24 protein-coding genes are annotated in these 23,519 nt (G+C 36.0%); 4 read left to right on the top strand and 20 right to left on the bottom strand.

Annotation, left to right across the window (positions count from 1 at the left end; all coding sequences use genetic code 11):
- Positions 1–95: 95 nt before the first annotated feature.
- From P0092_RS08375 to P0092_RS08360, 4 genes are all read right to left on the bottom strand, one after another.
- A complete protein-coding gene (locus P0092_RS08375) occupies positions 96–1,082 on the bottom strand; it encodes a DMT family transporter (protein WP_004621895.1) in 987 nt (328 codons plus the stop codon).
- Between the two features lie 72 nt (positions 1,083–1,154).
- Positions 1,155–2,672 carry a xylulokinase gene (locus tag P0092_RS08370; protein WP_004621894.1) on the bottom strand — a complete coding sequence of 506 codons (1,518 nt, stop codon included), beginning with the start codon at positions 2,670–2,672 and terminating at the stop codon, positions 1,155–1,157.
- Positions 2,673–2,724: 52 nt separating this feature from the next.
- The gene (locus P0092_RS08365) at positions 2,725–3,513 is read right to left on the bottom strand and encodes an SDR family NAD(P)-dependent oxidoreductase (protein WP_004621893.1); all 789 of its coding nucleotides are present in this window, start codon (positions 3,511–3,513) and stop codon (positions 2,725–2,727) included.
- 42 nt (positions 3,514–3,555) lie between these two features.
- Positions 3,556–4,527 carry a sugar-binding transcriptional regulator gene (locus P0092_RS08360; protein ID WP_004621892.1) on the bottom strand — a complete coding sequence of 324 codons (972 nt, stop codon included), beginning with the start codon at positions 4,525–4,527 and terminating at the stop codon, positions 3,556–3,558.
- 456 nt (positions 4,528–4,983) lie between these two features.
- Between P0092_RS08360 and P0092_RS08355 the strand changes: the two genes are divergently transcribed.
- Complete coding sequence (locus P0092_RS08355; protein ID WP_004621891.1) at positions 4,984–5,877, top strand: tyrosine-type recombinase/integrase; 894 nt, start codon at positions 4,984–4,986, stop codon at positions 5,875–5,877.
- A 45-nt stretch (positions 5,878–5,922) separates the two neighbouring features.
- Here P0092_RS08355 and avs2 read toward each other — a convergent pair whose 3' ends face one another.
- From avs2 to P0092_RS08315, 8 genes are all read right to left on the bottom strand, one after another.
- Positions 5,923–10,434 (bottom strand): AVAST type 2 anti-phage system protein Avs2, encoded by a 4,512-nt coding sequence (gene avs2 / locus P0092_RS08350; protein WP_276187161.1) that lies wholly within the window; start codon positions 10,432–10,434, stop codon positions 5,923–5,925.
- A 309-nt stretch (positions 10,435–10,743) separates the two neighbouring features.
- Positions 10,744–11,292, bottom strand: coding sequence for a hypothetical protein (locus P0092_RS08345; RefSeq protein ID WP_276187160.1), 549 nt, complete (start codon positions 11,290–11,292; stop codon positions 10,744–10,746).
- Positions 11,293–11,527: 235 nt separating this feature from the next.
- Complete coding sequence (locus tag P0092_RS08340) at positions 11,528–12,169, bottom strand: lactate utilization protein (protein ID WP_004621887.1); 642 nt, start codon at positions 12,167–12,169, stop codon at positions 11,528–11,530.
- Positions 12,170–12,180: 11 nt separating this feature from the next.
- Positions 12,181–12,675, bottom strand: a complete 495-nt coding sequence (locus P0092_RS08335) for an HD domain-containing protein (protein ID WP_158498425.1) — start codon at positions 12,673–12,675, stop codon at positions 12,181–12,183.
- Between the two features lie 11 nt (positions 12,676–12,686).
- A complete protein-coding gene (locus P0092_RS08330) occupies positions 12,687–13,337 on the bottom strand; it encodes a Vat family streptogramin A O-acetyltransferase (RefSeq protein WP_040759365.1) in 651 nt (216 codons plus the stop codon).
- Between the two features lie 161 nt (positions 13,338–13,498).
- Positions 13,499–14,029 (bottom strand): hypothetical protein, encoded by a 531-nt coding sequence (locus P0092_RS08325; RefSeq protein ID WP_004621882.1) that lies wholly within the window; start codon positions 14,027–14,029, stop codon positions 13,499–13,501.
- Positions 14,030–14,443: 414 nt separating this feature from the next.
- The gene (locus P0092_RS08320; RefSeq protein ID WP_004621880.1) at positions 14,444–15,199 is read right to left on the bottom strand and encodes a hypothetical protein; all 756 of its coding nucleotides are present in this window, start codon (positions 15,197–15,199) and stop codon (positions 14,444–14,446) included.
- 123 nt (positions 15,200–15,322) lie between these two features.
- Positions 15,323–15,592 (bottom strand): hypothetical protein, encoded by a 270-nt coding sequence (locus P0092_RS08315; RefSeq protein WP_004621878.1) that lies wholly within the window; start codon positions 15,590–15,592, stop codon positions 15,323–15,325.
- Positions 15,593–15,915: 323 nt separating this feature from the next.
- Here P0092_RS08315 and P0092_RS08310 point away from each other — a divergent pair, with 323 nt between their 5' ends.
- Positions 15,916–16,755 (top strand): tyrosine-type recombinase/integrase, encoded by an 840-nt coding sequence (locus P0092_RS08310; protein ID WP_004621876.1) that lies wholly within the window; start codon positions 15,916–15,918, stop codon positions 16,753–16,755.
- Here P0092_RS08310 and P0092_RS08305 read toward each other — a convergent pair.
- The 7 genes from P0092_RS08305 to P0092_RS08275 all read right to left on the bottom strand — a co-directional run bounded on the left by P0092_RS08305 (position 16,750) and on the right by P0092_RS08275 (position 21,367).
- Complete coding sequence (locus P0092_RS08305; RefSeq protein WP_004621874.1) at positions 16,750–17,619, bottom strand: hypothetical protein; 870 nt, start codon at positions 17,617–17,619, stop codon at positions 16,750–16,752. The genes P0092_RS08310 and P0092_RS08305 overlap by 6 nt on opposite strands.
- A gap of 174 nt (positions 17,620–17,793) precedes the next feature.
- Positions 17,794–18,126, bottom strand: coding sequence for a hypothetical protein (locus tag P0092_RS08300; RefSeq protein ID WP_004621872.1), 333 nt, complete (start codon positions 18,124–18,126; stop codon positions 17,794–17,796).
- A 304-nt stretch (positions 18,127–18,430) separates the two neighbouring features.
- The gene (locus P0092_RS08295; protein ID WP_004621870.1) at positions 18,431–18,964 is read right to left on the bottom strand and encodes a hypothetical protein; all 534 of its coding nucleotides are present in this window, start codon (positions 18,962–18,964) and stop codon (positions 18,431–18,433) included.
- A 555-nt stretch (positions 18,965–19,519) separates the two neighbouring features.
- Complete coding sequence (locus tag P0092_RS08290) at positions 19,520–19,741, bottom strand: hypothetical protein (protein WP_004621868.1); 222 nt, start codon at positions 19,739–19,741, stop codon at positions 19,520–19,522.
- Between the two features lie 87 nt (positions 19,742–19,828).
- The gene (locus tag P0092_RS08285) at positions 19,829–19,987 is read right to left on the bottom strand and encodes a hypothetical protein (RefSeq protein ID WP_004621866.1); all 159 of its coding nucleotides are present in this window, start codon (positions 19,985–19,987) and stop codon (positions 19,829–19,831) included.
- Between the two features lie 163 nt (positions 19,988–20,150).
- Positions 20,151–20,825, bottom strand: coding sequence for a hypothetical protein (locus P0092_RS08280; RefSeq protein WP_004621864.1), 675 nt, complete (start codon positions 20,823–20,825; stop codon positions 20,151–20,153).
- A gap of 2 nt (positions 20,826–20,827) precedes the next feature.
- Positions 20,828–21,367: a TIR domain-containing protein gene (locus P0092_RS08275; protein ID WP_004621862.1), complete on the bottom strand. Its 540-nt coding sequence runs from the start codon at positions 21,365–21,367 to the stop codon at positions 20,828–20,830.
- A gap of 143 nt (positions 21,368–21,510) precedes the next feature.
- Here P0092_RS08275 and P0092_RS08270 point away from each other — a divergent pair, with 143 nt between their 5' ends.
- Complete coding sequence (locus P0092_RS08270; RefSeq protein WP_004621860.1) at positions 21,511–22,110, top strand: toll/interleukin-1 receptor domain-containing protein; 600 nt, start codon at positions 21,511–21,513, stop codon at positions 22,108–22,110.
- 529 nt (positions 22,111–22,639) lie between these two features.
- On the opposite strand, the gene P0092_RS08265 is transcribed toward P0092_RS08270, so the two are convergent.
- Positions 22,640–22,975 (bottom strand): helix-turn-helix domain-containing protein, encoded by a 336-nt coding sequence (locus P0092_RS08265; protein ID WP_004621856.1) that lies wholly within the window; start codon positions 22,973–22,975, stop codon positions 22,640–22,642.
- A gap of 329 nt (positions 22,976–23,304) precedes the next feature.
- Here P0092_RS08265 and P0092_RS08260 point away from each other — a divergent pair, with 329 nt between their 5' ends.
- Positions 23,305–23,496 carry an aspartyl-phosphate phosphatase Spo0E family protein gene (locus tag P0092_RS08260; RefSeq protein WP_004621852.1) on the top strand — a complete coding sequence of 64 codons (192 nt, stop codon included), beginning with the start codon at positions 23,305–23,307 and terminating at the stop codon, positions 23,494–23,496.
- Positions 23,497–23,519 lie beyond the last annotated feature (23 nt).

The following is a 23,519-nucleotide window of genomic DNA, read 5'->3' as shown; positions in this document are numbered from 1 at the left end:
GTTCACTAAATGCTGCTTTAAAGAGTACTCCAATACTTTTTAAAGCTTTCCTTTGCAAAACTGATTTTTATTGGCTTTACTTAGGAGGTGAACATCTAGACCTTTGGCGATTTGGGTTGAGTTGATTTCTCAATCGCCTTGGGTTCTGGAGCAAGCTGTAAAACAACGGCAGCACCTAATACCAGCACTCCTCCTATTATCTGAATCAAAAACATTTTTTGACCAAGTACAATAGATGCAAGTACAACTCCAACAACAGGTTCAAACAGAGCCAGGATGGATGCTCTTGATGCACCAATCATTCTTATTCCCGACAGAATCATAATTGTAGGTATAGCTGCCCCGAAAACCCCTGCAAAAGCAAGAATTGGCAAAAGAGATGGCTTATGAAATGGTACTGTCAATGACTCTATACCTCCTGTAACTAATGCAATTATCCCAAATACGATAGCACCGGCAAAGAGAAAAAAGATAGTTGCGTACGCCGGTGGAATACTGGGGTATCCATCACGTCCAACAGTAAAATAAACCGTGTCTGCTAAAGCAGCAACAATTGCAAGAATAATACCTAATACTCTTACTTGAACTGGACTACCAATTAATTGTCCAACTACAACTAACACTCCGCCGCCCAGAGCCATAATCAGAGCTCCGATTTTTGATGCTGTAATAGTCTCTTTTCCCGTTATACCTCCAATTATAGTTACAAATGCAGGATAAGTATAAAAGATTAGTAGTGCAAGTGCTACCGTAACCAATCCAAAAGCATAAAAAATTGCCAGACTAAAGGTCATGAAGGCTACCGCTGCTATACAAACATTGCGTTTTTCTCTTCCGGATACTTTGCTAAAGGGGATTCGTTCTTCTTTTGCCGGACGTCCTATGCCTAAAGCAAGTAATATAAACATCATAATTGTACCTATTGCTTCTCTCCATGCGGCAAATGATGCCGGAGCCATGCCATTTTGATATGCAAGCCCTGTAACCGTACCTAATGTTCCAAACAAAGCTGATGCAAATAAAATGACAATTGCTCCCTTGAGTGTTGACTTACTCATTTTTTTGCTACCTTCACTATTCATAAAAGCCTCCATATAAATTTGTTTAATATTCAGAAGTATTAACTAAATAAGACTTGTTTGGTTTTATGTTAATTAACTCTGCTTAAAATTTCTAAATTTAGCTAATTCAGAAAAAGCAGGTTTTAACATCGGATATAACTTACGATAAATTGAGTATAGATGATCATATAATGTTCTTACTTCACTGTCAGGTATATATGCTTGCTCAATATGAACCAAATCTGCCGCAGCAGTTCTTATATCACCTGCAAGTCCAGAAGCTACCGTAGCAATTAATGCCGCCCCTAATACACCGCTTTGCCTGACATGAATCTTTTCAATCGTCCTGTTACTAATATCTGCGCGTATTTGGCAGCAAAGAGCATCTCGCGAAGACCCGCCGCTGATTCTTAAGGAATTAGTATTAAAGCCGCAAGATTTTTCAATTTCTTCTAAAAGGTGCCTTGCGGAATAAGCGATACCTTCAATTACCGCCCGACAAAAATGCTCACGTTTATGCTCTGCCGAAACTCCAAAAAATACACCGCGTACTTCATCATCCCAAATTGGAGCTCGCTCTCCTTCGAGGTAAGGCAAAAAAATCAATCCATTACTGCCTGCAGGTGCCAGCTCAGCTAATTTAACCATTTCTGCCACAGTTATTCCCATCTCTCCGGCAAACCATTGCATTGCAGAACCTCCTGATTTTGTAGGTCCGGCATGAAAATAAAGGTTATCAACAGGCGGAAATGTAACAACACCCGCTGTTGGATGTACTTCCTCAGATAATACTCCAACAATTTCACACGTTCCCGAAACCTCTATACCATCGCCATGAGAAGTAGCACCTGAACCATACAGGTTTCCATATGCATCCATAGTCCCAACTGCAACTATTGCATTTCCAAATGCCGCATCTAACTTTTCATCATTCATCTTGCGCATTTTTCCGAGTTTACTGCGAAAGTCCAGTACTGGTGGCAATACATTTGCTATATTAGGAACAAGTTCAAGTATTCCTTTATAATAAACACCACTATCATCAACAATCCCGTACTGACTTAATGCATCTGTTGCAAAATTACCTGTAAGTCGTGAATTAAGGTAATCCTTTGGTGATAGTATATACCTCGTCTTATTCCAAATCTCAGGTTCTTTGATTCTCGCCCACTCTGCCCTTGCTACAATTGCTGTCGTATCAACAAAATAACCCGTCGATAAGCAGTCTTTATAGTTTACAGCCTTTTCATTGAGTTGATTAACAAATTCTGAACATCTCTGATCCTGCCAAAGAATCACCTTTGTTAGAGCTTGACCATTTTCATCAACAAAAATATGACTGCCTACCTGACTGCATATACCTATAGCTGAAACGCATACATCAGGCACCTCTGAAACTAGATTTTTTAAAACTTTTTTCAGGGCATTCCACCATTCTTCCGTGTCTTGTTCTGCTAATCCATTTGTAGGACGGCTGATGGAAAACTCCGCTTCGCTTTGTGCAATAAGTGCTCCCTCAGTATTAAAGAGTCCGGCTTTAAGATTTGTTGTTCCAAGGTCAATACCTACTACATATTGGCATTTTATTGATTTTTGATAGAATGTATCCATGAATCACACTCCGAATTTTCAAGATATTGTGTTGTATTCATTCAGCCTAAACTTACGGAATAATATATCCGCCGTCGATTGGAAGAATCGCTCCGGTAATATAAGCTGCGGCATCAGATGCAAGCCATGCAATTGCTGCGCCAATTTCATAAGGTTTTCCTACTCTTCCTAAAGGATGCAGACTTATAAAGTTCGCCCGTTGTTCTTCATCTTTTTGCCAGTCATTAAACATTGCCGTATCCACTGCTCCAGGTGCAATAACATTAACCCTGATGCCTGAAGAAGCACAATCGAGTGCAGCTGCTTTTGAAAGACCGATAACACCATGTTTGCTTGCACAGTAAGGAGTTAATCCGGGGGCTCCCACAAGGCCTCCTACCGAAGAAACATTAACAATGGCTCCACCACCACGTTTGCGAATCTCAGGTATTCCTGCTTTCATTCCATACCAAACCCCTTTGAGGTTTACATTGATGACACGGTCAAACTCTGCATCTTCCTGTAATTCAACCGGTTGTGGTGCAATATTGATGCCGGCATTATTAACTATAATATCTACACCTCCAAAACAGTCAACAGCCATTTGTACGGCAGCACTTACCTCTTCATAACTTTGTACATCTGTTTTTGCTGCAACTGCTGTTCCACCGGCACTTCGAATTTCTTTAACTAAAGAATTCAAAGATTCCTCATTTCTGCTGGCAAGAACAACCTTAGCTCCTGATTCTGCTAAGATTCTGCCAGTTGCAGCACCAATTCCAACGCTTGCGCCAAAAAGCACCGCTACCTTTCCTTCTAATTGAGCCTTCATTTTGCCCCAATTCACTGGTTGTTCTAACATGATATTTTCCTCCATAGTATTTATATTTGCACTAATCCTGTTCTATTTGGCAGGATTTAGTTTGTGCCATTTTAATATTTCCTTTGCAGTTGATAGATTAGTTATTAATACATCTATCCACCCACCTCTTAAAACTGCTGTTATAGCACTGATTTTTTCATCTCCAGAAGCAATAGCAATGACTTGAGTGATTTTTTTCAATTCTTCCGCCGTAATCCCTATCATTCTTGAAGAAGCAGTGAAATCAATACATTCTCCTCTTTCATTTATAAATGAGTTACACAAACTTGCCACAGCACCATTTTTCTTTAACTCATTAAACTCACAATTATCAAAAAAACCAGCTCTCATAATGGTTGCATTTTCTGATATTTGTCCAATACCAACTAACGCAACAGTAGAATTCCTTGCAACATCCAATACATTAGAAATTATTGGTTCTTCCAACAAAGCATCTCTTGTCTTTTTTGACGCAACAAATGCAGGTGCATTTAGTTGCAGATATTTACATCTGAGTTTTTCACCAATATTACTTACATTTAAATTTGCCTGCCACCGTTCTCCATCAGGACCCCATCCGCCAACCAGAGGAACAATACTCAGATTTTTACGCTGAAAATAAACCATTTCTTCGCTAACTGAATTCATTGATATTCCGGCCATAATGCCTAAGACACTGTTGTCTTTCAGCATAGATTCCAGCAAGACTGTCGCAGAATCACCCAGACAACGATTAACTTCCTCTTGCTTGGCTTCAGCCGTGTCAATAACCACAGCCGCCTGTATTCCAAAAGTTTTAATTAATTCCTTCTCATATTTTTCTTCTTCTGAGTAAGGATTTTTTATTGTTATATTCACTATTCCTTCAGTCTTTGCCTGACTTAACATCCTACTAATTTGAGGCCTTGAGATTCCCAGCTTGTCAGATATTTCTTGTTGATTCAAACCATCAATATAATAATAGTTACAGACTTTTATTAAAAGCCTTTTGCGTTCATCAGCAATATTTGTCATTTTTTACTCCTTCATCCTACACATTTGTTCAACTACCGACATATGTTCACACAAAGTATATCAATTCAATTTTTAAATGTCAATAGCAATAATTCAGCGTAAAAATTCGTAAGTTTTATATTTCTTTCATATACTATTTTGAGTACACTAATAAGACCAGCTAAATTCTCTGGTCTGTCTCCTTTTTTACTTTTATGTATGTGCTAGAAAACATATTATATGCAATTTGGAGCATAAAAATAATAGCCCTGATTTCTCAGGGCTATTATTTTTATGAGTAAGTCTATAAGCCGGGATATAGACTATAAATTATGGATAGGATTTTTCGGCATGGATACTGGGTTTCAAGCCTTCTTTTCAATAAAGGCTTCAAATAGCAGTCTATTATCCAGGTTATAGGCTATCAGAATCCATATCTTTAATCTATATTTTTATCTCAAATTGGGAGGAAAATATATGACTATCCATGACTATTTCGAGGACTTTATCAATTTTCTTAAGGCTGAAAAGGATGCCTCCGCTTTTACTATCGCAAATTATACCTCTGACTTCAGCATCTTTTCAAGTTTTGTTGAGTCTCAAGGCATAAAACCTACGGTTGATGCCATTACGACTCCGCTGTTAAGAAAATACACTACTTTTCTAAAGATTGACAAGAAATATGAAGTTGAAACTATCCGCAGAAAGATCAATTCTCTACGTTCTTTTTTCAGCTTTCTAATCAGCCAGGAATACATAGATAAGAACCCGATGGCTCCAATTACAGCACCAAAGAAACCTGATCGTCTCCCCATCTACCTCAAGCCTGACGAAATAAAACTATTGATTTCAATGCCTATGAAGCATTCCCGTGATAATAAGCTACGGGATAAATGTATTATCGAAACCCTTGTTTTTACAGGGCTTCGGCGTAGTGAGCTACTATCACTAAACTGGCAGAATATTGATTTTGGCAGCAACACAATAACTGTCCTAAATGGAAAAGGTAAAAAACAAAGAGTGGTTCCTATTACAGAACCGCTTATATCGGATTTATGGGCATATCTTCAAACCAGGCTTCCATTACATGACAATGCCGTATTTATTTCTGGCAATGGTACTCGCCTATCCACTACCCCACTTAACCAGCTCTTTAGACGTTACTTAAAATTGGCAGGTCTTACTGGCAAGGGCTATACTATCCATAAGTTACGACACAGCTATGGTACTTTGCTGCTGCAAAATGGAGCTGACCTTATCAGCATACAAAGCTTAATGGGGCATAATGATCTCAATACTACAAAGATTTATACTCATGTCGATATGAAGCACTTGAAGCAAGAAGTAAAGAAGTTTCCGTTAAGTATATAGTCTGTAAATAAGAAAATTGCAGGTGGTGAAAACCACCTGCATAGTTTATTTTCTAAAATCATTAAATACAACATTCCTATTTCCTTCAACCTTTCCATCGATATACCTATAAACGCCGCTAATCTCTAACCTGCCGATTTCATTTCGATTATGTGAGTGTATGATATTTTTTTCTCCGAGTAGTGTCCAAATAACATCATAACCATTTTGATCAAGGAATTTCAGGAAATCCTCCTTTCTTACCAAAAGAGAGTTTGGGGCTTCATTATCAACTGAAGGATCTTGAAATATTACTTTACCTTCATTACTATAATATTTATAGTCTTTTCCATTCCATTTCAATTCCATCTTTTCTGCAATCTCCCTTGTTGGAAGAGTTATTCGTATGCTTTCTTCTAAAGAGCAATCATATACACCTTCTTCATGGAGATAGTCAATTACAGGAACCATAACTTTACACGGAAGTTCTTTCCTATAGTTTTCTACCCAAATCTCTTGTTCATTACGGATTAAATAATTGTATGCTGGTGACCTATAAAATTCGCCCAAGAATAAATCAGTAACGTCTCTTGGTTCAGGCATCCATCTTCCCATAAAGTTCTGCTGCGTTGCCCATTCATAGAACTTCTCTGAATCTTCCTTTTTTATAATATAACTTTTTATCATATACCAAAGCTGTTTTGTTGGTTTTTCGTATCGTTCCTTGTCCAGAGGAGTTTCTTCTTCCCAGTTAAAATGATTATCTAAAACAAACCAATCAGAATTCTCGTCAAGGTTTGTAACTTCTATAGCCATTTTTTCATCGGGTAAGTCCTTTATATCTTTTAACCAAGATTCATCACTTTCGCTTTCTTGCCATGAATTGTATTGTATTGGCATAGCCCAACAATTTTTTCTCGAATTTCTGTAAGTTTTCTTTAAGGTACATGAAGGATCAATATTTCTAATATAAGATAGTTGCCAGGGACCTTCATATCTTCGTTTAGCTTCATCCCATTCATCTATGTATTTATAGTTATCTGACAAACGAGCCAAAATTTCATACAATGCAATCCACTGATACTTTTTTCCTATTCGTTCTGGTTTGTTTGCTCCTCTTCCATTATTGCTGTATCGGTTAACATAACTATCAAATTGCCCAAATTTTTCAACACTCCAACCCATTTCTAACACTTTTTTGAAAATCCATGCCTGAATAAACTCTAAACCTATATACGCAACTTTCTCTGCCTCTCCAGTATCAAGATATGATTTTATATATTCATTATAAACTTTCAGTTTTTCTGTGCTTAATATCCCTATGAAGTCTTTTCCAGCCGCAATATAGTTTTGCTTTAATGTTTTTTTCGGTACTTTGTGTTTCTTTTTCTCACCTAAATATTTCTCAAAAATGTCATCCAAATCAAGCTCATGCCTTGCCTTTTCAAACTTCTCCCATGCCGCTATTTCACATTCATCAAGTGACTTTACAAAATCATTGTACTTATCTTTTAAGGTTACTGGGTCTGGTTCACTAATTTTAATTTTTGACCAGTTTGACAAATTGTTGTTAGTTCCGATTACATACCTTGCAAAGTCTCCAAATCCCATTATTGAATCATATAAGCTATGTTTTGTCCAGTCTTCTTGTGACTTAAATTCGTCTGTTTCTGTATATTTTGAGAATATCTTATTAGAAGGCATCTTAAGGGATAATTTACTTTTATAAGGAGGTCTAATTTCTTCTGCGACTACACCTTCTAAATCTCCTTTAGTAATAGCACATTCAACAATTCCTCTTGCATAATCTCTTAACAAAACATTCGGATATACTTCTTCCTTATTATTGAAAACTAATTCATAAATACATTTTGCAAGAACCGATATTTGTTCAGGATTATTACTCCTTAAGGCACAGCCATAAGCAACAGCATACAGTCGTTCAAGCACATATGGATCATTAACTCCATTAAACCTTTTCAAAAGATTGTTGACTACATTTATTCTATCAGTCAGTATATTTACAAGAGCTTTTGTTGCATTGTCCCGTAAAAACCTATTAGAAGAAGTAAGAAACCACGAAAGACTTACACTAATTAATTCTATAGATTTATCACTTATGTAAGATTTATCAGCATTGGAGAGACCCCAGTCTAAAAGTCTATCTACCGCTTTCTTTTCACCATAATGGTCATAAAGAAAAATTGTCCACCAGCTATCCCTAACTGCCATATCCATGTCCCATAAGAATCCATGTAGTCTTTCTGCGTTGAATGGGTGTGTTTCATTTGAAGAAATTAATAGCAAGGAGTTGATAAAGTTGTTTCTGCTTTCTTTATAGCACATTATGTATTTATTTATGTAGTCAGTTGTTTTATCACTAAAATAATCGGGGTTTCTCCATATAAAACTTTCTATAAACGCATCCACTACGGATTCATAGCTGCTGCACTCTGGTAATAATTCAATTAACTCCTTTCCAGTAGCTTCAGGCAATTGTACAAACAACGACTCAACTATACCTTTATGCCTCCAGGCGGCATATTCATCTTTTAGATACCGTTCCTTTAATACTTCTGTATCAAATTCTCCTGACTCTTTTTTATACAGCTTTTCTATGAGACGCTTAACTACCATAAAGTCCGTAAACCTCTCATATGAAAACCTCGTAACATCAATCCAATCCTTATCCTTTGTTCTTACCCTGTCTTCACTTAATACTCCTTCACTTATTAAGTACCTATAAAGCGACCGTTCAAATTCCTCCTTATGGCATATGCTATCGGCTATATCCATAGCAGATTCTATTGGTAGATAATACAAGTTTGTATCAGCCATTGCATCAGCTATCTTATCAATAGCTTTCCTTATAAAATTTGATTTCGGGTTTACATTTAGATATTCTTCTTTTGAAAGCTTCAAATTTACAGAATCGATATAAAAGTTAAAAATCCTATTCAAGCCTTCTATACCATTTGGAACTGTATCCGCTCCTCTGTTCTTTATGCTTATACAGAATAACTTGAGAAAAAGCGGATTCTTGAATTCAGGTACCAATAACGGCATTGAGGGTTTGTGGATGCCATAGTAAGCAAAAAATTGGTTTGTTGCCTCATACTCAATATCACTAAAGCCATTATGATAAACTCTTATAAGGCTTTTCATGTCAAGGTGATCAGGAATAATTGCCATCTCGTAAGTACTTCTTACACTGACTGCCAAACATAGCCATTCGTATTTTTTTATACTCTCAATGAATCCAGCAATATGCTTCTGCCAAAATTTCCGTCCTTCCCCCTCATTAAGGGCATCAATTATTAAAAGGACCTTGCATTGTCTTGTTTCTCCTACTGTATTGAGAATCGATAAAAATTCGTCTTTACTACTCTTTACATCCAGTAGCTTTAATACCTGCGACCAAGGTTCCTCATTGAAAAAATGTCCCCCTAATAGTAAAATTGATGGCAGTCCTACTAAAAGTCTACTTTCTGCGACATCACAAAGTAAATGGGTTTTGCCTGAACCTGCATCACCGAGCAACAGCAACGTTCTTAAGTTTGTGAGATTTGCTTTACAGTCTGTAATGAAATCTGAAAATTCATATAACTTTTTTCTAAATTGATATACGTAATGATATTCAGAATCATATTTTTGGACAGTGCCTTTTTTTTCTTCAGCTTTTTTCTCTTCTATTTCCAAGAGCTGAATATCTCTGTTCGTGCTATCAACAAGCTCTATCATTTCTTCAAGTGTTGTAGTAAAGGTTGTCCAATCTATAGCATTTGCTTTAATTCTATCAATCTTATCTTTTACTTCAACTATTTTTCCTGCTTTTGCGGTTAACTCATCATACTTTTGGGGACAGAGAGTTCTAACTTTTGTTGATGATAATTTATGAAATTGTTTTAAACAATTACCGCATAAGTTTTTCACTTCATTTATGAATTCATCAGTGCAACCTAATGCACCAAATATTTTAGCTATAGGAAGTTTTACGTTAAGTTCAGGTGTATATCTTGGACCTACATTTGCAATCGTCTCTTGCAATCTACTCTTAAACCATTCCAGACTAAACTGCTCTTTATTGAACCAAAAAAGATACCTTCCCCTGTGTTCTTCTTTAGAAAGTCGGTCAAATATTTCTGAAGTCCCCCAATATTCAAAGCCGACTTCCATACCGCAATCTTGAGCCTGTTTCTTCCACAAAGCAACTTTTTCATCCCATTTATCCATAAACCACTTTTGCTTTTCAATCCTTGGGTCAGCTCTATCTAAAGGTATGCAAATATAATATTTCTTAAGTTTCGGATGCTTTCTTAAAACTGTCGTAATAGATTCATCAAGTTCCTTCCATTGGGTAGCTTCAGGCGTTTTTGTAAAAAACTTTGATTGCCAGCCCCATTCGTCTTCATTTTTTAGTTTCCAGTAACATTCAACGCCTGCATCAGGAGTACCTTTCCTAACAAATTCTAACCCATGCGGAATATCTTCATGTCTTGCAAGCTGACAGCATAATTCTTCAAATGCAGTTTGCTGTGACCCGTCCCATATCCTCAAAGCATTCCAATCTATAGACAAGTGCAATCCACCTCACCTTATATATCTTTTAGTTTTAAACACCTATTGACATAATTTTACCAAATAATTCTATAGTTTAGCCATATGTTTTTTTTGATTCGCAGAAGCCTCTCAAAAAAGTCAGCTTTATATACGGCGGTATGGTAAGAACGGTAAATGGAGTACATGCAGATTTGATATCATAAGGACCGTGACCAGATTGTAACTGGTACGGGCAAAAGCATTTCTATTTTACTTTGATTTAAAGACCCCACTGAAAAGAAAGAGTTATTTTGTTGATCGGTTACCTACAAAGCAATATATAGTAATCTACCCGTTTTGAGGTTTTCTGTAATAAATTTTACGGATACAAATTTGTCGTTCTATTTTCTCTCGGTTTGGGTTATACCAATCTGCAAAATCGTCCAAATCAAATGTCTTTATGAGAGCAACTTCATTAGAATTGGCTTTAAAGCATTTATCCTTTGCCCACCAGTACAGTTTATTATATAGCAGACAATCTAAATATACATCAGATTTAGTCCCCATTACCGCTCTGCTGACAAGAATTTTTACACGCTGGACTCCTTTTTTTCTTAAAATATCTCTCATAGTACACCTCTGAAGATATATTTCATATAAGGATTCCAAATCATAATTATTGGAAACATAACTGATAGTATCCAAAGCATAAAAAGGAGTACATATCATCATTGGCGTGGTGTGATGGTACTCCAAAGGCACTATATAACCTTCTTTACAGAGCCAATTGAAAAAAGAAACAGAATATGACCAGCCGTTTTCTTTCAATAACTTTTTAGTAAACTTGCTTCTCGGTAATAATCCTTTTTTATATGCCTCGTTTGCATTTTCACTCATTCTTCGCCCTATGTAACCCATGTTTTTAGACCTCAACATATATTATCCAATTTTAAAAATAAAAAAAGCCATTGAAATAAACAAACGGGCTTAACCCATCCGCTTAAATGCAATGACATTGTGTGTCTGTGGCAATGAAATCCACATTATTGTGTTGGTCATCAATTATAATATTAAACTGGTTTCATTATACAGGATTTTTCAACCTATTTCATCAATCTAAAACATTTAAGTATCAGTATCCCAAAGGCTTTCCAATAATAATTACCTTTATTCTCTCCTTATTAAACTGCCCCTTTATGACAACAAAGTCGTTACAAATCCTATCCTTGCTCTTACAGTCGATACAGCAACCTGTGATCGCACAAGGTGTATTTTTATTGAGCCGCTTTGCATCTATTGGTGCAGCATAATTCCTTACCCTCTTTTCTGCTTCCTCCACACTTTTGACTATCTTGTTGATACCTGCAACAATAATAACCTGGTCGGGGCCGTATAACATGGCTGCTACCCTATTCCCATTTCCATCAATGTTGTACAGTTCTCCATCCTCGGTAAGTGCATTGGTACTGCACAAATATGTATCTGCCGAAAAGCATTCTCTGTATAGTTTTTTCTTCTCTTCGCTGGTAATATCCTCTCGGTATTTATCTAAAAACCTGTAGTTTCCACTCCTCAAAAAGTCAATAACTCCCGTTTCAAACAAGGTCATAGAATCCCCAACGCCAACCGTAGACCCCTCTGAAATCAATTCCTTTACCATTTGCAGCAATTGTCCTTCATTTTCAACATAGAAAGCTGCTATATTGTGCTTTTCAAAATTCTCCATCGTTCTTTCAATCTGCTTCTGGAGAAACCAATCAACATTCTTATCCATTTTACTAAACCTCATACCTTTTCTTTTTCAACACTGTCAATAAGTCCCTGCAATGCTCTCTTAATTGGATTCTCAAAAGATGTTCCCGCAGCGAGGTCAATATAATATTTCTGTGTTTCAACAATATACTTTTTCTTAAATTTTTCATCCGCATAAACAGCACAAATAAGGTTATGCAGCCGATCCGCCAGCTTAACCACAAGAGCTATTTCGTTTGCTCTAATCCTTATCATATATTGATTCATGTCATAACCTTCTTCTTTGGTAAGAAGTGTCACAACCTCAAGAACCTCTGCATTGCTTAACTCTAAAATCTCTTCTTTTGCAGCATCCGTATCTTCAAGCAAATCGTGAAATAAACCTGCAATCTGGACATCAGATGAATATCCCAAGTCCTTGAGTATATTCGATACTGCCACAGGATGGCTGATATATTCGTCTCCGCCAATACGCTTCTGCCCTTTATGCTTATTTGTTGCATATTCTAAAGCCCTGTTACAGTCCATTTTTCTCTCCTTCATATAATCTCTCTCAATCTTTGAATATCTTCACTACAGAGATCTGGTATACTTTCTGTAATCTTCTCAATGCTCCAGTTCCACCATTTGATCCGCAACAAATATTCTATGACTTCATCACTGAACCGCTTTCTTATGATCTTTGCAGGATTTCCACCGACGATGGTATATGGCGGTACATCCTTTGTAACTACTGATTTTGCGGCAACAATCGCACCATCTCCGATTTTAGCTCCAGGCATAATTATGGAGTCATACCCGATCCAAACATCGTTTCCAATTATGGTATCCCCCTTGTAAGGCAAATCCTTGAGTTCAGGAATTCCTGCCTCCCACCCGTTTCGGAAGATTCCAAAGGGGTAAGTTGTGAATGCCTTCATTTTATGGTTTGCTCCGTTCATTATAAATTTTACATCGGATGCAATGGCACAGAACTTTCCGACAATCAGCTTATCCCCCAGAAAGTCATAGTGATATAAAACATTCTTCTCAAATTTTTCTGGGTTGTTATCATTATCATCATAGTAGGTGTAATCACCAACAATTATATTTGGATTTTTGATAATATTCTTTAGAAAGACAATCCTTGTAAACCCCTCCATAGGGTAAACAGTATTCGGGTTCGGTCCATACTTCTTTGTTTTTTGCATACTCAAGTCCCCTTCCAATAAAAATCTCCCCATGTCAAGTTATGGAGAGACTATGATTATATACTATGCAAAAAGAACGGCATAAGGCTATTCCGTCAGATCACACACAATCCTATCCTCAACTCCTGACAAATGGGCACTTCAAATTGGAATTTGTTAATCTATTTCTGCTTTGCCCATGTAATATTGTCTATTTTTACTAACAAATCCCACCATTTCTCCTCATCATTCCAAATAATTGCTTCTCCATTTGATTCTCCGAGAGATACTTCCCATATAAGCTTTTTATTTCCTAATTGGTCTAAATGATAAAATCTCCATTCGATACCATTAGTGTAAATAACCTGTTTGTAAAAATCAATATGCCCGTTTAATTGTTCTATATAGTCTTCCAAATTTAAACCTATATACTTTATTTCAACCGCCCCAAGAATAGCTGCATTCTCACTTTTTTCTCTTGTCCTTATCACAAAGTCAGGAAATCCTACGTCTCCTTTAAACGATCTCGAAAAATCAGTTGTCCGTCGTACAGAAACATCTCTTAAAGAAATATTTCCACCCTGCTTGCTTATTCTAATAATATTAGCAATTATTGAGTATAAATCGCATTCTACTCGATTTTGAGCTTGTATTAATTCAATCTCATCTTTATATACTGTAAAATTATTTGCTAATGGCAAATGTTTTCCCATCTTGATGCAGCTCCTTTATACACTCCTATTTATCGGTAAGATTATATATTATAAACTATATACTCATTACAGTTAAGCTTTTGCCAATGCATACGTTTTCACATCCAGTATTTTACCGTTTTTATTACATTTTTTAATGCACCTTATTCAAAGTTTTTTCTTTAAAGGGATAAAAATCTATTTATATCTCATCAAGGAGTTACAGCATAGAATAACTGTCAAAATACTGCATTCCTTTCTTAAGTTATTGCCAAATACCCATTCCTGATAGGGGACAAGGCAATAGAACTCCGTAACTCCATTGGATGTGTGACCATACGTTCTTTGAAACATTAAGTAGATAAAATAACTCAACCACATTATGCTCAACTATAAATTGGAATTTATCATAGCTTTTAAGTTAAATTATTTTATTTATGATCTCCTACTACTTATATCTCTAATTAGCTTGTTTTTTTCTTCAGTCAGCTTTTTTAAAGAGTTTGCTTTATAATACTCTTTCAATAACAAATTAAGTATCACTGCAAGAAATGCCAGCCCAGTGAGTGCATTAATTATATATGGTATTGCTTCAATTCTTACAGTCAATATTACCAATAAGGCAATAAGTCCCATAACTGCTATACTTGAAGCCAGTATGTATTTAATTTTCTCATTCCGTTTGCTAAATATTAGCACTTCAGGAATCATTTTTTCATCGTTTTCATCATCTTCTATAGACATTTCATCATCCGACTCCAAGAGCTTTTTTAAACAGTCTTTAACACCATCATTTGAATATTCTTTTATCTTATCCAAGTAATTTTCTTTCTCCTCTGCCGTGAGGCTACCAGAAATGATTTTATCTATTTCAGCTTCATCAAATAGTTCCATCAATACAGAAACCATCTTATCTGCTTCATCTTTGTATTTTTCCATTATTTTATTTATATAAAAATTCTTTGCATATTTAGTTAAATGATATAAGGAATATAAAGATTCTCTTTCCTTTTTATCAATATCTAATTTTGTAAACATAAGGTCGGATATGGAAAAGGCCGTACTGGCAATAGTAATCGCAAAAATCATTGTATTAATAGCAGAAGTATCTTTGCTAATAATTGAGAAAATGATACAAAAACCCAAATATATTGCATACGATAGCAGAAACCCCCATTTTTCTATACGCATTGGTATACTCCTTTCTACATAGTAAATGATGATTCAATAAAACATATAAATCCCTGTTTATCGGCAAGATTATATAAATAATCGATAATTCGTAGTTTTAACCTATTCTATAATACAGTTACTTTACAACCGCCAGTCAGCCCCAAACAGTCCGCCAAATTTGACCCAGCCTTCCTTTAATTGTCCTTCTGCTTCATACTCTATCTTATATACAGTCCTTCCTTTTCCAGCAAGAATGAATGGACCAGTCCTTAAGGCTCTCCTCTCAATGGTAATAACCTTCCCCCCAATAGCCTCAACCTGCTCATAAATCTTTTTCTCGTGATTTGATGTCTGTAGAAAATACAAAGCTACTCCAAAGACAACAAAAATAATGATAATTGCAAAACTCATTCTTCAAGCTCCCCTTGACTTTCTTATATAAATACTGCCTTCGGGTGTATTCTCTCTAACCGCTTCATTTGCAGTACTCTATTATAATTAACACAGTTTTCTGGAAACAGTTTCTAAATCATTTTATCACTTAATGGCAGTATTTCATATAAAAATCTATGCAGTTAAAGCATCAAGTTGAATTGCAACACAAGATCAATTGTGTTGCAAACCTGTTGACTTAAGCCTCTGAAAGTTGTATGATTATGGAACTCATTGCAACACAATTTATTAAAAGGTACAGCAAACCGAATGCAACACAATTTACAGGAGGCGAAATACCATTGTTGGATGGATTTAAGGATTACCTTGTTCTTCATGGAAAAAGTGTAAATACGGTGAACGGATACTGCCGAAACGTGAAAGCTTACCTTGAATGGTTTTCGCAAACCTATGGCCTTGAATTTAGTCGTATTCACCATGAAAATATTCTGGAATACAAAAGCTATTTAAAAAACATCCTGCAATTGGATGCTAAAACTATAAATAATAAGCTATCTGCCCTCGCAAAGTTTAACGAATTCCTGATTCATAACGGAATTCAGGACAATACAGCCGTTACGAAGCAAGATTTTATCAAGGTGCAGCTCAACTATGCCAGTCCTGCCAAAATTCAAAAGGAAGATGTAAAGAAATTCCGACAACTGATCCTGGAACATGAAAATAAAAAGTATTACACCGTCATATCAGTTTTAGAAATGACCGCTCTGCGAATTTCAGAGGCTTTATCCCTCAAAATCTCCGACGTAAATCTCACTGCACGAGAATTACGGGTACGGAACGGCAAGGGAAACAAACAAAGGATTGTCTATATTAATGACCAGCTCGCTGACATCCTAAAAGACTACATCAAATTATACCAGCCTGATTCCTGGCTTTTCCCTGGAAGGAAAGGCCCCCTGAACAGAACCGTGGTTAACAAGGTATTTGCAAAATATAAAAATAAAACTTCTGATAGCCTTACCCCTCACCAGCTACGTCATCATTGGTGCAGCAATGCTTTGGAAAATGATTTTACGGTTGCTGAAATTGCTTCTATCGCAGGACACAGTAATATACATACCATACTTTTATATACAAATCCGAGCAAACAGAAGTTAAAGGAGAAAATGAATAAACTATGATAAAATATCTTCAACCAAAACTGTAATCCAACGTGAAGGAACTTTTTTTTGACCAAATTCCCAAGCACTCCACGCTTTATAAACTGACTCGGCGGTGTAGTTTCCCTGTTTATCCGCTTTAGATTTAATCAATTCGACCATTTCTTTTAATCTATTATCTTTCTTTAACCATTCAAATTGAGTCAACACATGAACAACATGAAGAATATCATACCAAATCAACGGAGCCTTGAGTTTTACAAAGGTCGAACCCATCGCAAACATATAAGGTCTACGTTCCTTACGTTGCTCCCATAAACTTAATAATGCCTCTGCCCCTACTTTACATATATCACTTTCATTCCATTCGGGAAATAAGGCTAATAACTTGAGCATTAAAAGTGTTGCATATGGACAAGGATCTGACTTGCGGCCAGGACCATGAAATTTCCCCAGATCTGGTGATACAACACACTTCCAACCGACTTCACTATTTAAGTCGACAAGAAAATTAACAGCAGTTTTAATTCGTGAGTCCTGAAGCCCCATTTTTGTTAGACTGTAAAGAATTAATGGAGCATCACACAACATCCAAGTCCATTGATTCTGTCCAGTGCCTCCGTAGGAAGGTGAGATGTTTGCTTGTATTTGAAACAAACCTTCGGACGATATATGGTTTGTAATCATCTCTATGCTGCTTTGCATATATGGTTGATCTGCTTTGACTCCAACATCGGCAAGAAAAGTTAATTTATGTATGAGGTGGTTTGAGTCATTGTGACTCTTTAAAATACTTTCATCCCAAGCCGACAACTCTTGAACAACACTCAATATTTGTTCTTCCTTAAAAAAATCTTTATATATCGGTATAGCATATTGGTTCATTAGCAGTCCCTCAATTTATAATTTAATAACTATGCACTTCTAATTTTATCTTTTTATTTAACAAAAATAAAGAAAAGAATTGAGATCTCAATTCTTGCGATATACGCCGAGCCATATTTTCGTTTCATTGGTGCCAATATGTCCTTGATAAAGGAAAGTGGATACAGAAACGTTTTATTCGCACCTAATATCAATTTTCAGAACCGAAATGCATTTTTCCGATTGTCGAAATTTAAGAGTAAAACCATCAAAAACATCGGCAAGCTCTGTACCATCAAATATTTCTATGCCCTTATCCAGCTTATCAACCAATTCAGTAAAAATTGCTTTTCCTATTATGGGTTTAATGGGTTGGGTAATGCAAAAATCGCTTTTACCCCTGCTGTGTAAAATGCCGTGAGTGTGGTAATTTACTTGTACTTTATTATCGGCATCACGCTCGAAGTGGCAATAAAACCCCTGTTTTTCCCACTGCTTCGTATCTGATTCAATATTGGATATATACATTGGACATCCCTCCGCTATGAAGGATTTGATGGGATTATTCTATGTAAGCTGGAGGTTAACCCTCCAGAAAGTGTGTTGTGTTGAGTTTACACACTTTTATCAAGCCATACTTAACCTGAATTGCATCAGCAATATTTGAATATATCGACCAATAACGCAGTAATACAGCGATTGGTAATATTCTGCCATGCGAATTTAGACATTGATATTATGAAAAGTTAGTGGCTTGATATAGATATTTGAAGATATTCTGCAATTTCAGACAACTGCACTATTTAAACCTGTCCGAAAAATTGAGAAAGGCTCATAGCATCTTTTTTCTTTCTTTATATTCGTTGAAATATTGCCTCAACAATGCTTTCTCTTCTGGGGTAGGCATATCTATAAGCCTTTCATTTGAAAATCTATTATCTATCCAATATTTAGAATCTCTATTTGTCAATACCCTATCCATAATTGCTTTATAGATAGCCAGTTTCTTAAATCTGTGTTCTTCTTTAAGTACCTTTTCTTCTTCTGTATACTCAATTTCAACACCTGTATTTAAGCGGTCCTCTGCTATAGAATCATACTGTTCTTTTAGCATTCTGGCTTTTTCATTTCGTAATAGTTTTGCCCATTCTATCTGTTTTGGAGTACCAACAAGCTCTGGCAGATCGTCATCAAATCTTTCTGGTGTATGCCATTTTATATTTGGATCACAATCCCGACAAATTTTTTTTGCTAATTCTTCAACCTTCTCCTCCCTTTCAGTTCCATTCTTACCGTAAATGGGAATTGCTTTTGTGCAACCGCATTTAAATGTTACATCATAATAACATGGTATATCTTTTCTCATAACAAAACCATCTCCTTTTAACTTGTTTTTGGCAATAAGAAATCAAGCCTTTGATAACGGGTATTAACACAGTTTTATTTTATTTGTTACCCTATGCAAATTGGGATTGTAAAAAGATTGTTATTCAGGAATTGTGAATCCATCAGAAATGTCCACTTTTATTACAATTACTATTCACTTTTACTCGAAAACTTATACCGCTATCCTGTCTCCCGTATCACCTCCTTCACATTCAACCATGTACCAATAAAATTCCTTTTTCTTCTATTTCCTTGCCACCCGCTCTTCCTGTACCTCTTGATTCTATTCTATAATCTTTTTATTCGTTTTTCAAATTTTACTCAAGCTTTTTTATACTTTTCCGTTGTCTTTGCTACCTTCAATTTTATGCCATTTTAATGGGAACAGGTTTGACGAAATCAGCCACACCTCATTGTCCCGCTTAAGAATAATCGATTCCTCTAAAAATTTATCACAGAGAAATATAAAAAGAACGGAAAACCCACATCATCCGATGCAAAACTGCATAAAAGAAATAAGAAGTAAAAAAACCTGCTATCTCGGCAGGTCTTTTTTAGTTGGGAACTGAATAATCCGTCCATATTTTTCCTTCTGTTCGGCCTCGGAGGCTCCAAGAATCCGTTTAATTTCCACCTCGGTAATCGGCTCCTGCCCGAACCATTCGTAAATCTGCTTTTTTACATCGCTGTTATAATCTGTGAGCTGGATTGCGTAGCAAATCAATGCGAAGCATTCCTCATCTGTCAAGTTTTTCAATTATATCATCCCTCTATTTTTTTTCTGTATTGAAGCTGTAATATACTGTAATATGTAGCAGCGGAGGACGGAACGGGCGGCTGCCTATTATATCTTTCCCGCCAGTATGTCGTAAATTGCGGGGTCTATTAACATGTTGTCGGCCAGGATGTCAGCTGTCTCTTTGCCAAAGTCCAGGGCATTGTTAGTTTCTTGGGCTGCGTATATTATCTGTTGTAGGATACTCTCTGCTTTTTGGTTGTCCATGCACCCAGCTCCTTTCGGTTTATGCAATATAGTCAATTATAACATATTAAAAGGATTAGTTAATATTAAGCAATTAAAGTATGAGGTAAAGAAGTTTCCTTAAAGTATATGAACAAACACGAAAGGCGGTCACAGCCGCTTTTTAGCCCATTTTAACATGATTCTATTGTAACTCACCTTCAGAAACGCTACTCATAAATACAGCTTTCAGTTCATTCCTATACTGTACAAGTCTTTTGTTTACTTCTCTCATATCCTCAACGAGATCATTATAATGTGAAAATTCCTTTTGAAGTTCTTGTGGGGAGCAATACTCATTTTTTTGCTCACTCTGCTTAATTTTAAAAGCATACCATCCCCTGAAATTTGCTTGCCATTTAGTAAGATGCGGCCTTAACCCATCATTTAGAATGGACAATGACATCCTAACGATCTGCCTTGTACTATCATTTTTCCTAATCTGTGAAACTGGAATATCACCGATCATTCCCCTTGTAATCTGAAAAAACGAATACCAAGATTCGTATACTTCATCAATAACATCGTTATCGAAGTCAATTTCCAGCCCGATTTTCCTTGTACTCAATTCAGTCCACAGTCTATAAGCAATCTGCATATCCTCATAGTTAGGTTTTATGGTTACTTTTTGATTACCGATATTAACCTCTACCTTCTCTACCTCAAACTGTACTCCCTTACTCTTCATTATTCGATTCCGAATAATTATAACTGCAATAAGCACCACAGTTAACAATGCCAAGAAAGCCCAATTTACATCTAATGATAGTTTAAAGTCTTTTAAATATACCTTTATCAGATCTATTGTATTATTACCCATACCTATCCCCTGTTGTTTACATATTGAGTTCTGGTATTATCTATTAGGTGAGCTTTGTTTACCCTGTTATTGAAAGCCGTTTCTATAATACTTTTTATTGTAGTTGAACTGCTACAAGCATCGTTCCATGTATATATCTCTGCATACCCGCTTTTGACATTATCAGCTAATCTTGGTGGTAGATCATCGTAATTATATCGGTTATTGCTTAAAGGAAATTCAGGCAGAAGGATACCTACCAATCCAGAATAGCCGCCCACTTTTTTACTCAAAGCAGCGGAAATTTCCCAATCGACATGTTTTCTCTTCCAAGTATTCGGTCCTACCAATACCGCTAAAACAGAGGTGTCGGTAAGATACCCACTCTGTATAAGTCGCTTTATATAATCTGTACTCAAATCAGTATTGATGTCCCCATCCATAACAGATTTATTTATTAATACGTTACCGAATAGCTCCTCGAACCTATTTTTATACCATTGGTCATCATAGTGGTAGTAACTAATGAAAACTTTATGTCTTGTATCATTATATATAGGCATTGACCTTACCCCCTTGTTTCCTATAATCAGACAAATATATTAAGATTATTATATCATCGTTGTAAATTTTTTCAATAATGATATAATACTTGCAGGAAAAGAGTTTTTTATGTAGAAATCTGCTATTTATAGGGGGAAGGATTATGGCTAAAGGAATAAATAGGGCGGTAAACCAATCAGTAATAAAGTCCTATAGTAGTATAGAAACGGCTTCAAAGACACCTTGTATTTTTTTGTCCCATCAGAGTTTAGATAAAGAACTTGTCAAAAAAATAGGAGACTATATTACGAATGCAGGAATTGATATTTATTTGGACATATATGACAGGGACCTTCAAAACGCAAATAGAACAAATAATGACCTTGCTATTACCGAATGTATAGAAAAAGGGATAAAAAACTCAACTCACGTTATGTGCATAATATCACGGGCTACAAAATCTTCATGGTGGGTTCCATATGAAATAGGGTACGGAAAGAAGAACGGAAATGAAATTTCTACACTACCACTAAAAGAGCTTCTTGCCAGTGAACATCCTTCATATTTGAAGATTACAAGACAATTGACAGGCATTAAGTCATTTAATGCTTATTTAGTCGAGATTTTAAGAGAAAAAACTGGTACGTCACCGACTACTTTTGCTTCCTATCAAGAAAGTGCATATAAGTCGTTTAGCAACGCAAGTATACTTACTGAATCAACACTATATCATCCGCTTTGTACACACCTGAATCAGTTATAATAGGTCCTTCTAAAAAGACAGCTTTATCTACAAATGGAGAAAACCTCAAATCCCGTCAAGCCAGGATATGTCATTATACTTAAAACTTACCCGTCAGTACATTAATTAGGCCATTACTTTTCCAATATATCGGCAGCTTCCGCTCCAAATTTTAAAATGTCATTTCCGCTCTTTGCAGTATAGATAATCTCCTGAACGGCATTTAACAATACCTGCTCTTTATCACTCATGTATGCTCACCTCTTCATTTTATTGTATACTATTATACCACATTTTCATTCGCCATTTGAAACATTATTTCAGGATATAATGAAAGTATACACCGAAAGCCCTCTCTCTCTTCTATCTCCCCATTATATTTATAGCACCGATAGATGACATTTATGAAACGAAACCCTTAATCTATGCCGCTTTCAGCTTTTATGGGATAGTCGATAGTTGTCATTTATAAACCTCTAACCAGAACAAACAGAATAGGTGAGTCTCATTTTAAAATAGACAGTTATCGACGGGGTAAAAACATTCAGACTTATTTAATATACGTTAATAACAGCTTTAGCATTTCCTCCGCCAATTTGAGTTCCCGCACTGAACACTTCTCCAAAAGGTTTAATACTCCATCCTTATCAGTACCCGAAGCCCTTTCTTCAATACCATAAATCAAAAAGTCTGTATTTGCGTGTAAGCTATCCGCAATCTTCACAAAAGTTTTGAGGCTCATCGCTCTCTGGCCCCTTTCAATCTGCCCCACGTAAAGCGGTGATATACCCACTTGCTCCGCAAACTGTTCCCGTGTAAGTCCAATCTTCTCCCTCTCTGACCTTATACGCAAACCAATCCCTTTTAAATCCAGCTTTTTCTCCACTATTCATTCACTCTTTCTTCACTATAATTGGAGCAAATAGCTCCTATTTAACTTTATATGGATGGAGACAATTGATAAACTTACTATTTACTCCATTATTTTGTTTGCTAATTGCACACATATGATTTATGCTATACTATAAAGTGACAAAGAATTACAATTTTGTTAATCGAACGGAGGGAAATGAATGGGAAGCATGGGCTACGAACTGATGCAGACAAGAGAGGGCAGGATAGTTTTTATTTTACTTGTAATAGTTACTGTAGGCTTACTGGTTTGGGACAAAAAATTTAGCAAGAAGCATTGATATAAAGGCAGGGGGTATCATTTTGAAAACGGAAGAAAAAATTGAAGAGCTTCGGCAAAAGTTGCATGAGATGATTTTGCTGGATAAAGACAATATGGATCATATAAAAGTTCTTGAGATGAGCCAGCAAATAGATAAATATATTGTCAGGTACATGGAAAAATCAGAAGAAATGAAAAAAGCTGAACCAACAAATGACATTAATATGCTATAATTTAATTACAATATAAGGTAAAG

It is taken from the genome of Ruminiclostridium papyrosolvens DSM 2782 (genome assembly GCF_029318685.1).
Classification (GTDB): Bacteria; Bacillota; Clostridia; order Acetivibrionales; family DSM-1351; genus Ruminiclostridium; species Ruminiclostridium papyrosolvens.
This window is presented reverse-complemented; position numbering and strand designations above follow the sequence as displayed.

Coding starts and splice junctions, on each gene's coding strand:
- P0092_RS08375 (WP_004621895.1), bottom strand. CDS start 1,082: ATGAATAGTGAAGGTAGCAAAAAAATGAGTAAGTCAACACTCAAGGGA.
- P0092_RS08280 (WP_004621864.1), bottom strand. CDS start 20,825: ATGGGTAATAATACAATAGATCTGATAAAGGTATATTTAAAAGACTTT.
- P0092_RS08370 (WP_004621894.1), bottom strand. CDS start 2,672: ATGGATACATTCTATCAAAAATCAATAAAATGCCAATATGTAGTAGGT.
- P0092_RS08330 (WP_040759365.1), bottom strand. CDS start 13,337: ATGCAAAAAACAAAGAAGTATGGACCGAACCCGAATACTGTTTACCCT.
- P0092_RS08305 (WP_004621874.1), bottom strand. CDS start 17,619: ATGAACCAATATGCTATACCGATATATAAAGATTTTTTTAAGGAAGAA.
- P0092_RS08295 (WP_004621870.1), bottom strand. CDS start 18,964: ATGAGAAAAGATATACCATGTTATTATGATGTAACATTTAAATGCGGT.
- P0092_RS08360 (WP_004621892.1), bottom strand. CDS start 4,527: ATGACAAATATTGCTGATGAACGCAAAAGGCTTTTAATAAAAGTCTGT.
- P0092_RS08365 (WP_004621893.1), bottom strand. CDS start 3,513: ATGTTAGAACAACCAGTGAATTGGGGCAAAATGAAGGCTCAATTAGAA.
- P0092_RS08340 (WP_004621887.1), bottom strand. CDS start 12,169: ATGGATAAGAATGTTGATTGGTTTCTCCAGAAGCAGATTGAAAGAACG.
- P0092_RS08275 (WP_004621862.1), bottom strand. CDS start 21,367: ATGCCTATATATAATGATACAAGACATAAAGTTTTCATTAGTTACTAC.
- P0092_RS08345 (WP_276187160.1), bottom strand. CDS start 11,292: ATGAGTGAAAATGCAAACGAGGCATATAAAAAAGGATTATTACCGAGA.
- P0092_RS08270 (WP_004621860.1), top strand. CDS start 21,511: ATGGCTAAAGGAATAAATAGGGCGGTAAACCAATCAGTAATAAAGTCC.
- P0092_RS08320 (WP_004621880.1), bottom strand. CDS start 15,199: ATGCGTATAGAAAAATGGGGGTTTCTGCTATCGTATGCAATATATTTG.
- P0092_RS08300 (WP_004621872.1), bottom strand. CDS start 18,126: ATGTATATATCCAATATTGAATCAGATACGAAGCAGTGGGAAAAACAG.
- P0092_RS08335 (WP_158498425.1), bottom strand. CDS start 12,675: ATGGACTGTAACAGGGCTTTAGAATATGCAACAAATAAGCATAAAGGG.
- P0092_RS08355 (WP_004621891.1), top strand. CDS start 4,984: ATGACTATCCATGACTATTTCGAGGACTTTATCAATTTTCTTAAGGCT.
- P0092_RS08315 (WP_004621878.1), bottom strand. CDS start 15,592: ATGAGTTTTGCAATTATCATTATTTTTGTTGTCTTTGGAGTAGCTTTG.
- P0092_RS08325 (WP_004621882.1), bottom strand. CDS start 14,029: ATGGGAAAACATTTGCCATTAGCAAATAATTTTACAGTATATAAAGAT.
- P0092_RS08285 (WP_004621866.1), bottom strand. CDS start 19,987: ATGGACAACCAAAAAGCAGAGAGTATCCTACAACAGATAATATACGCA.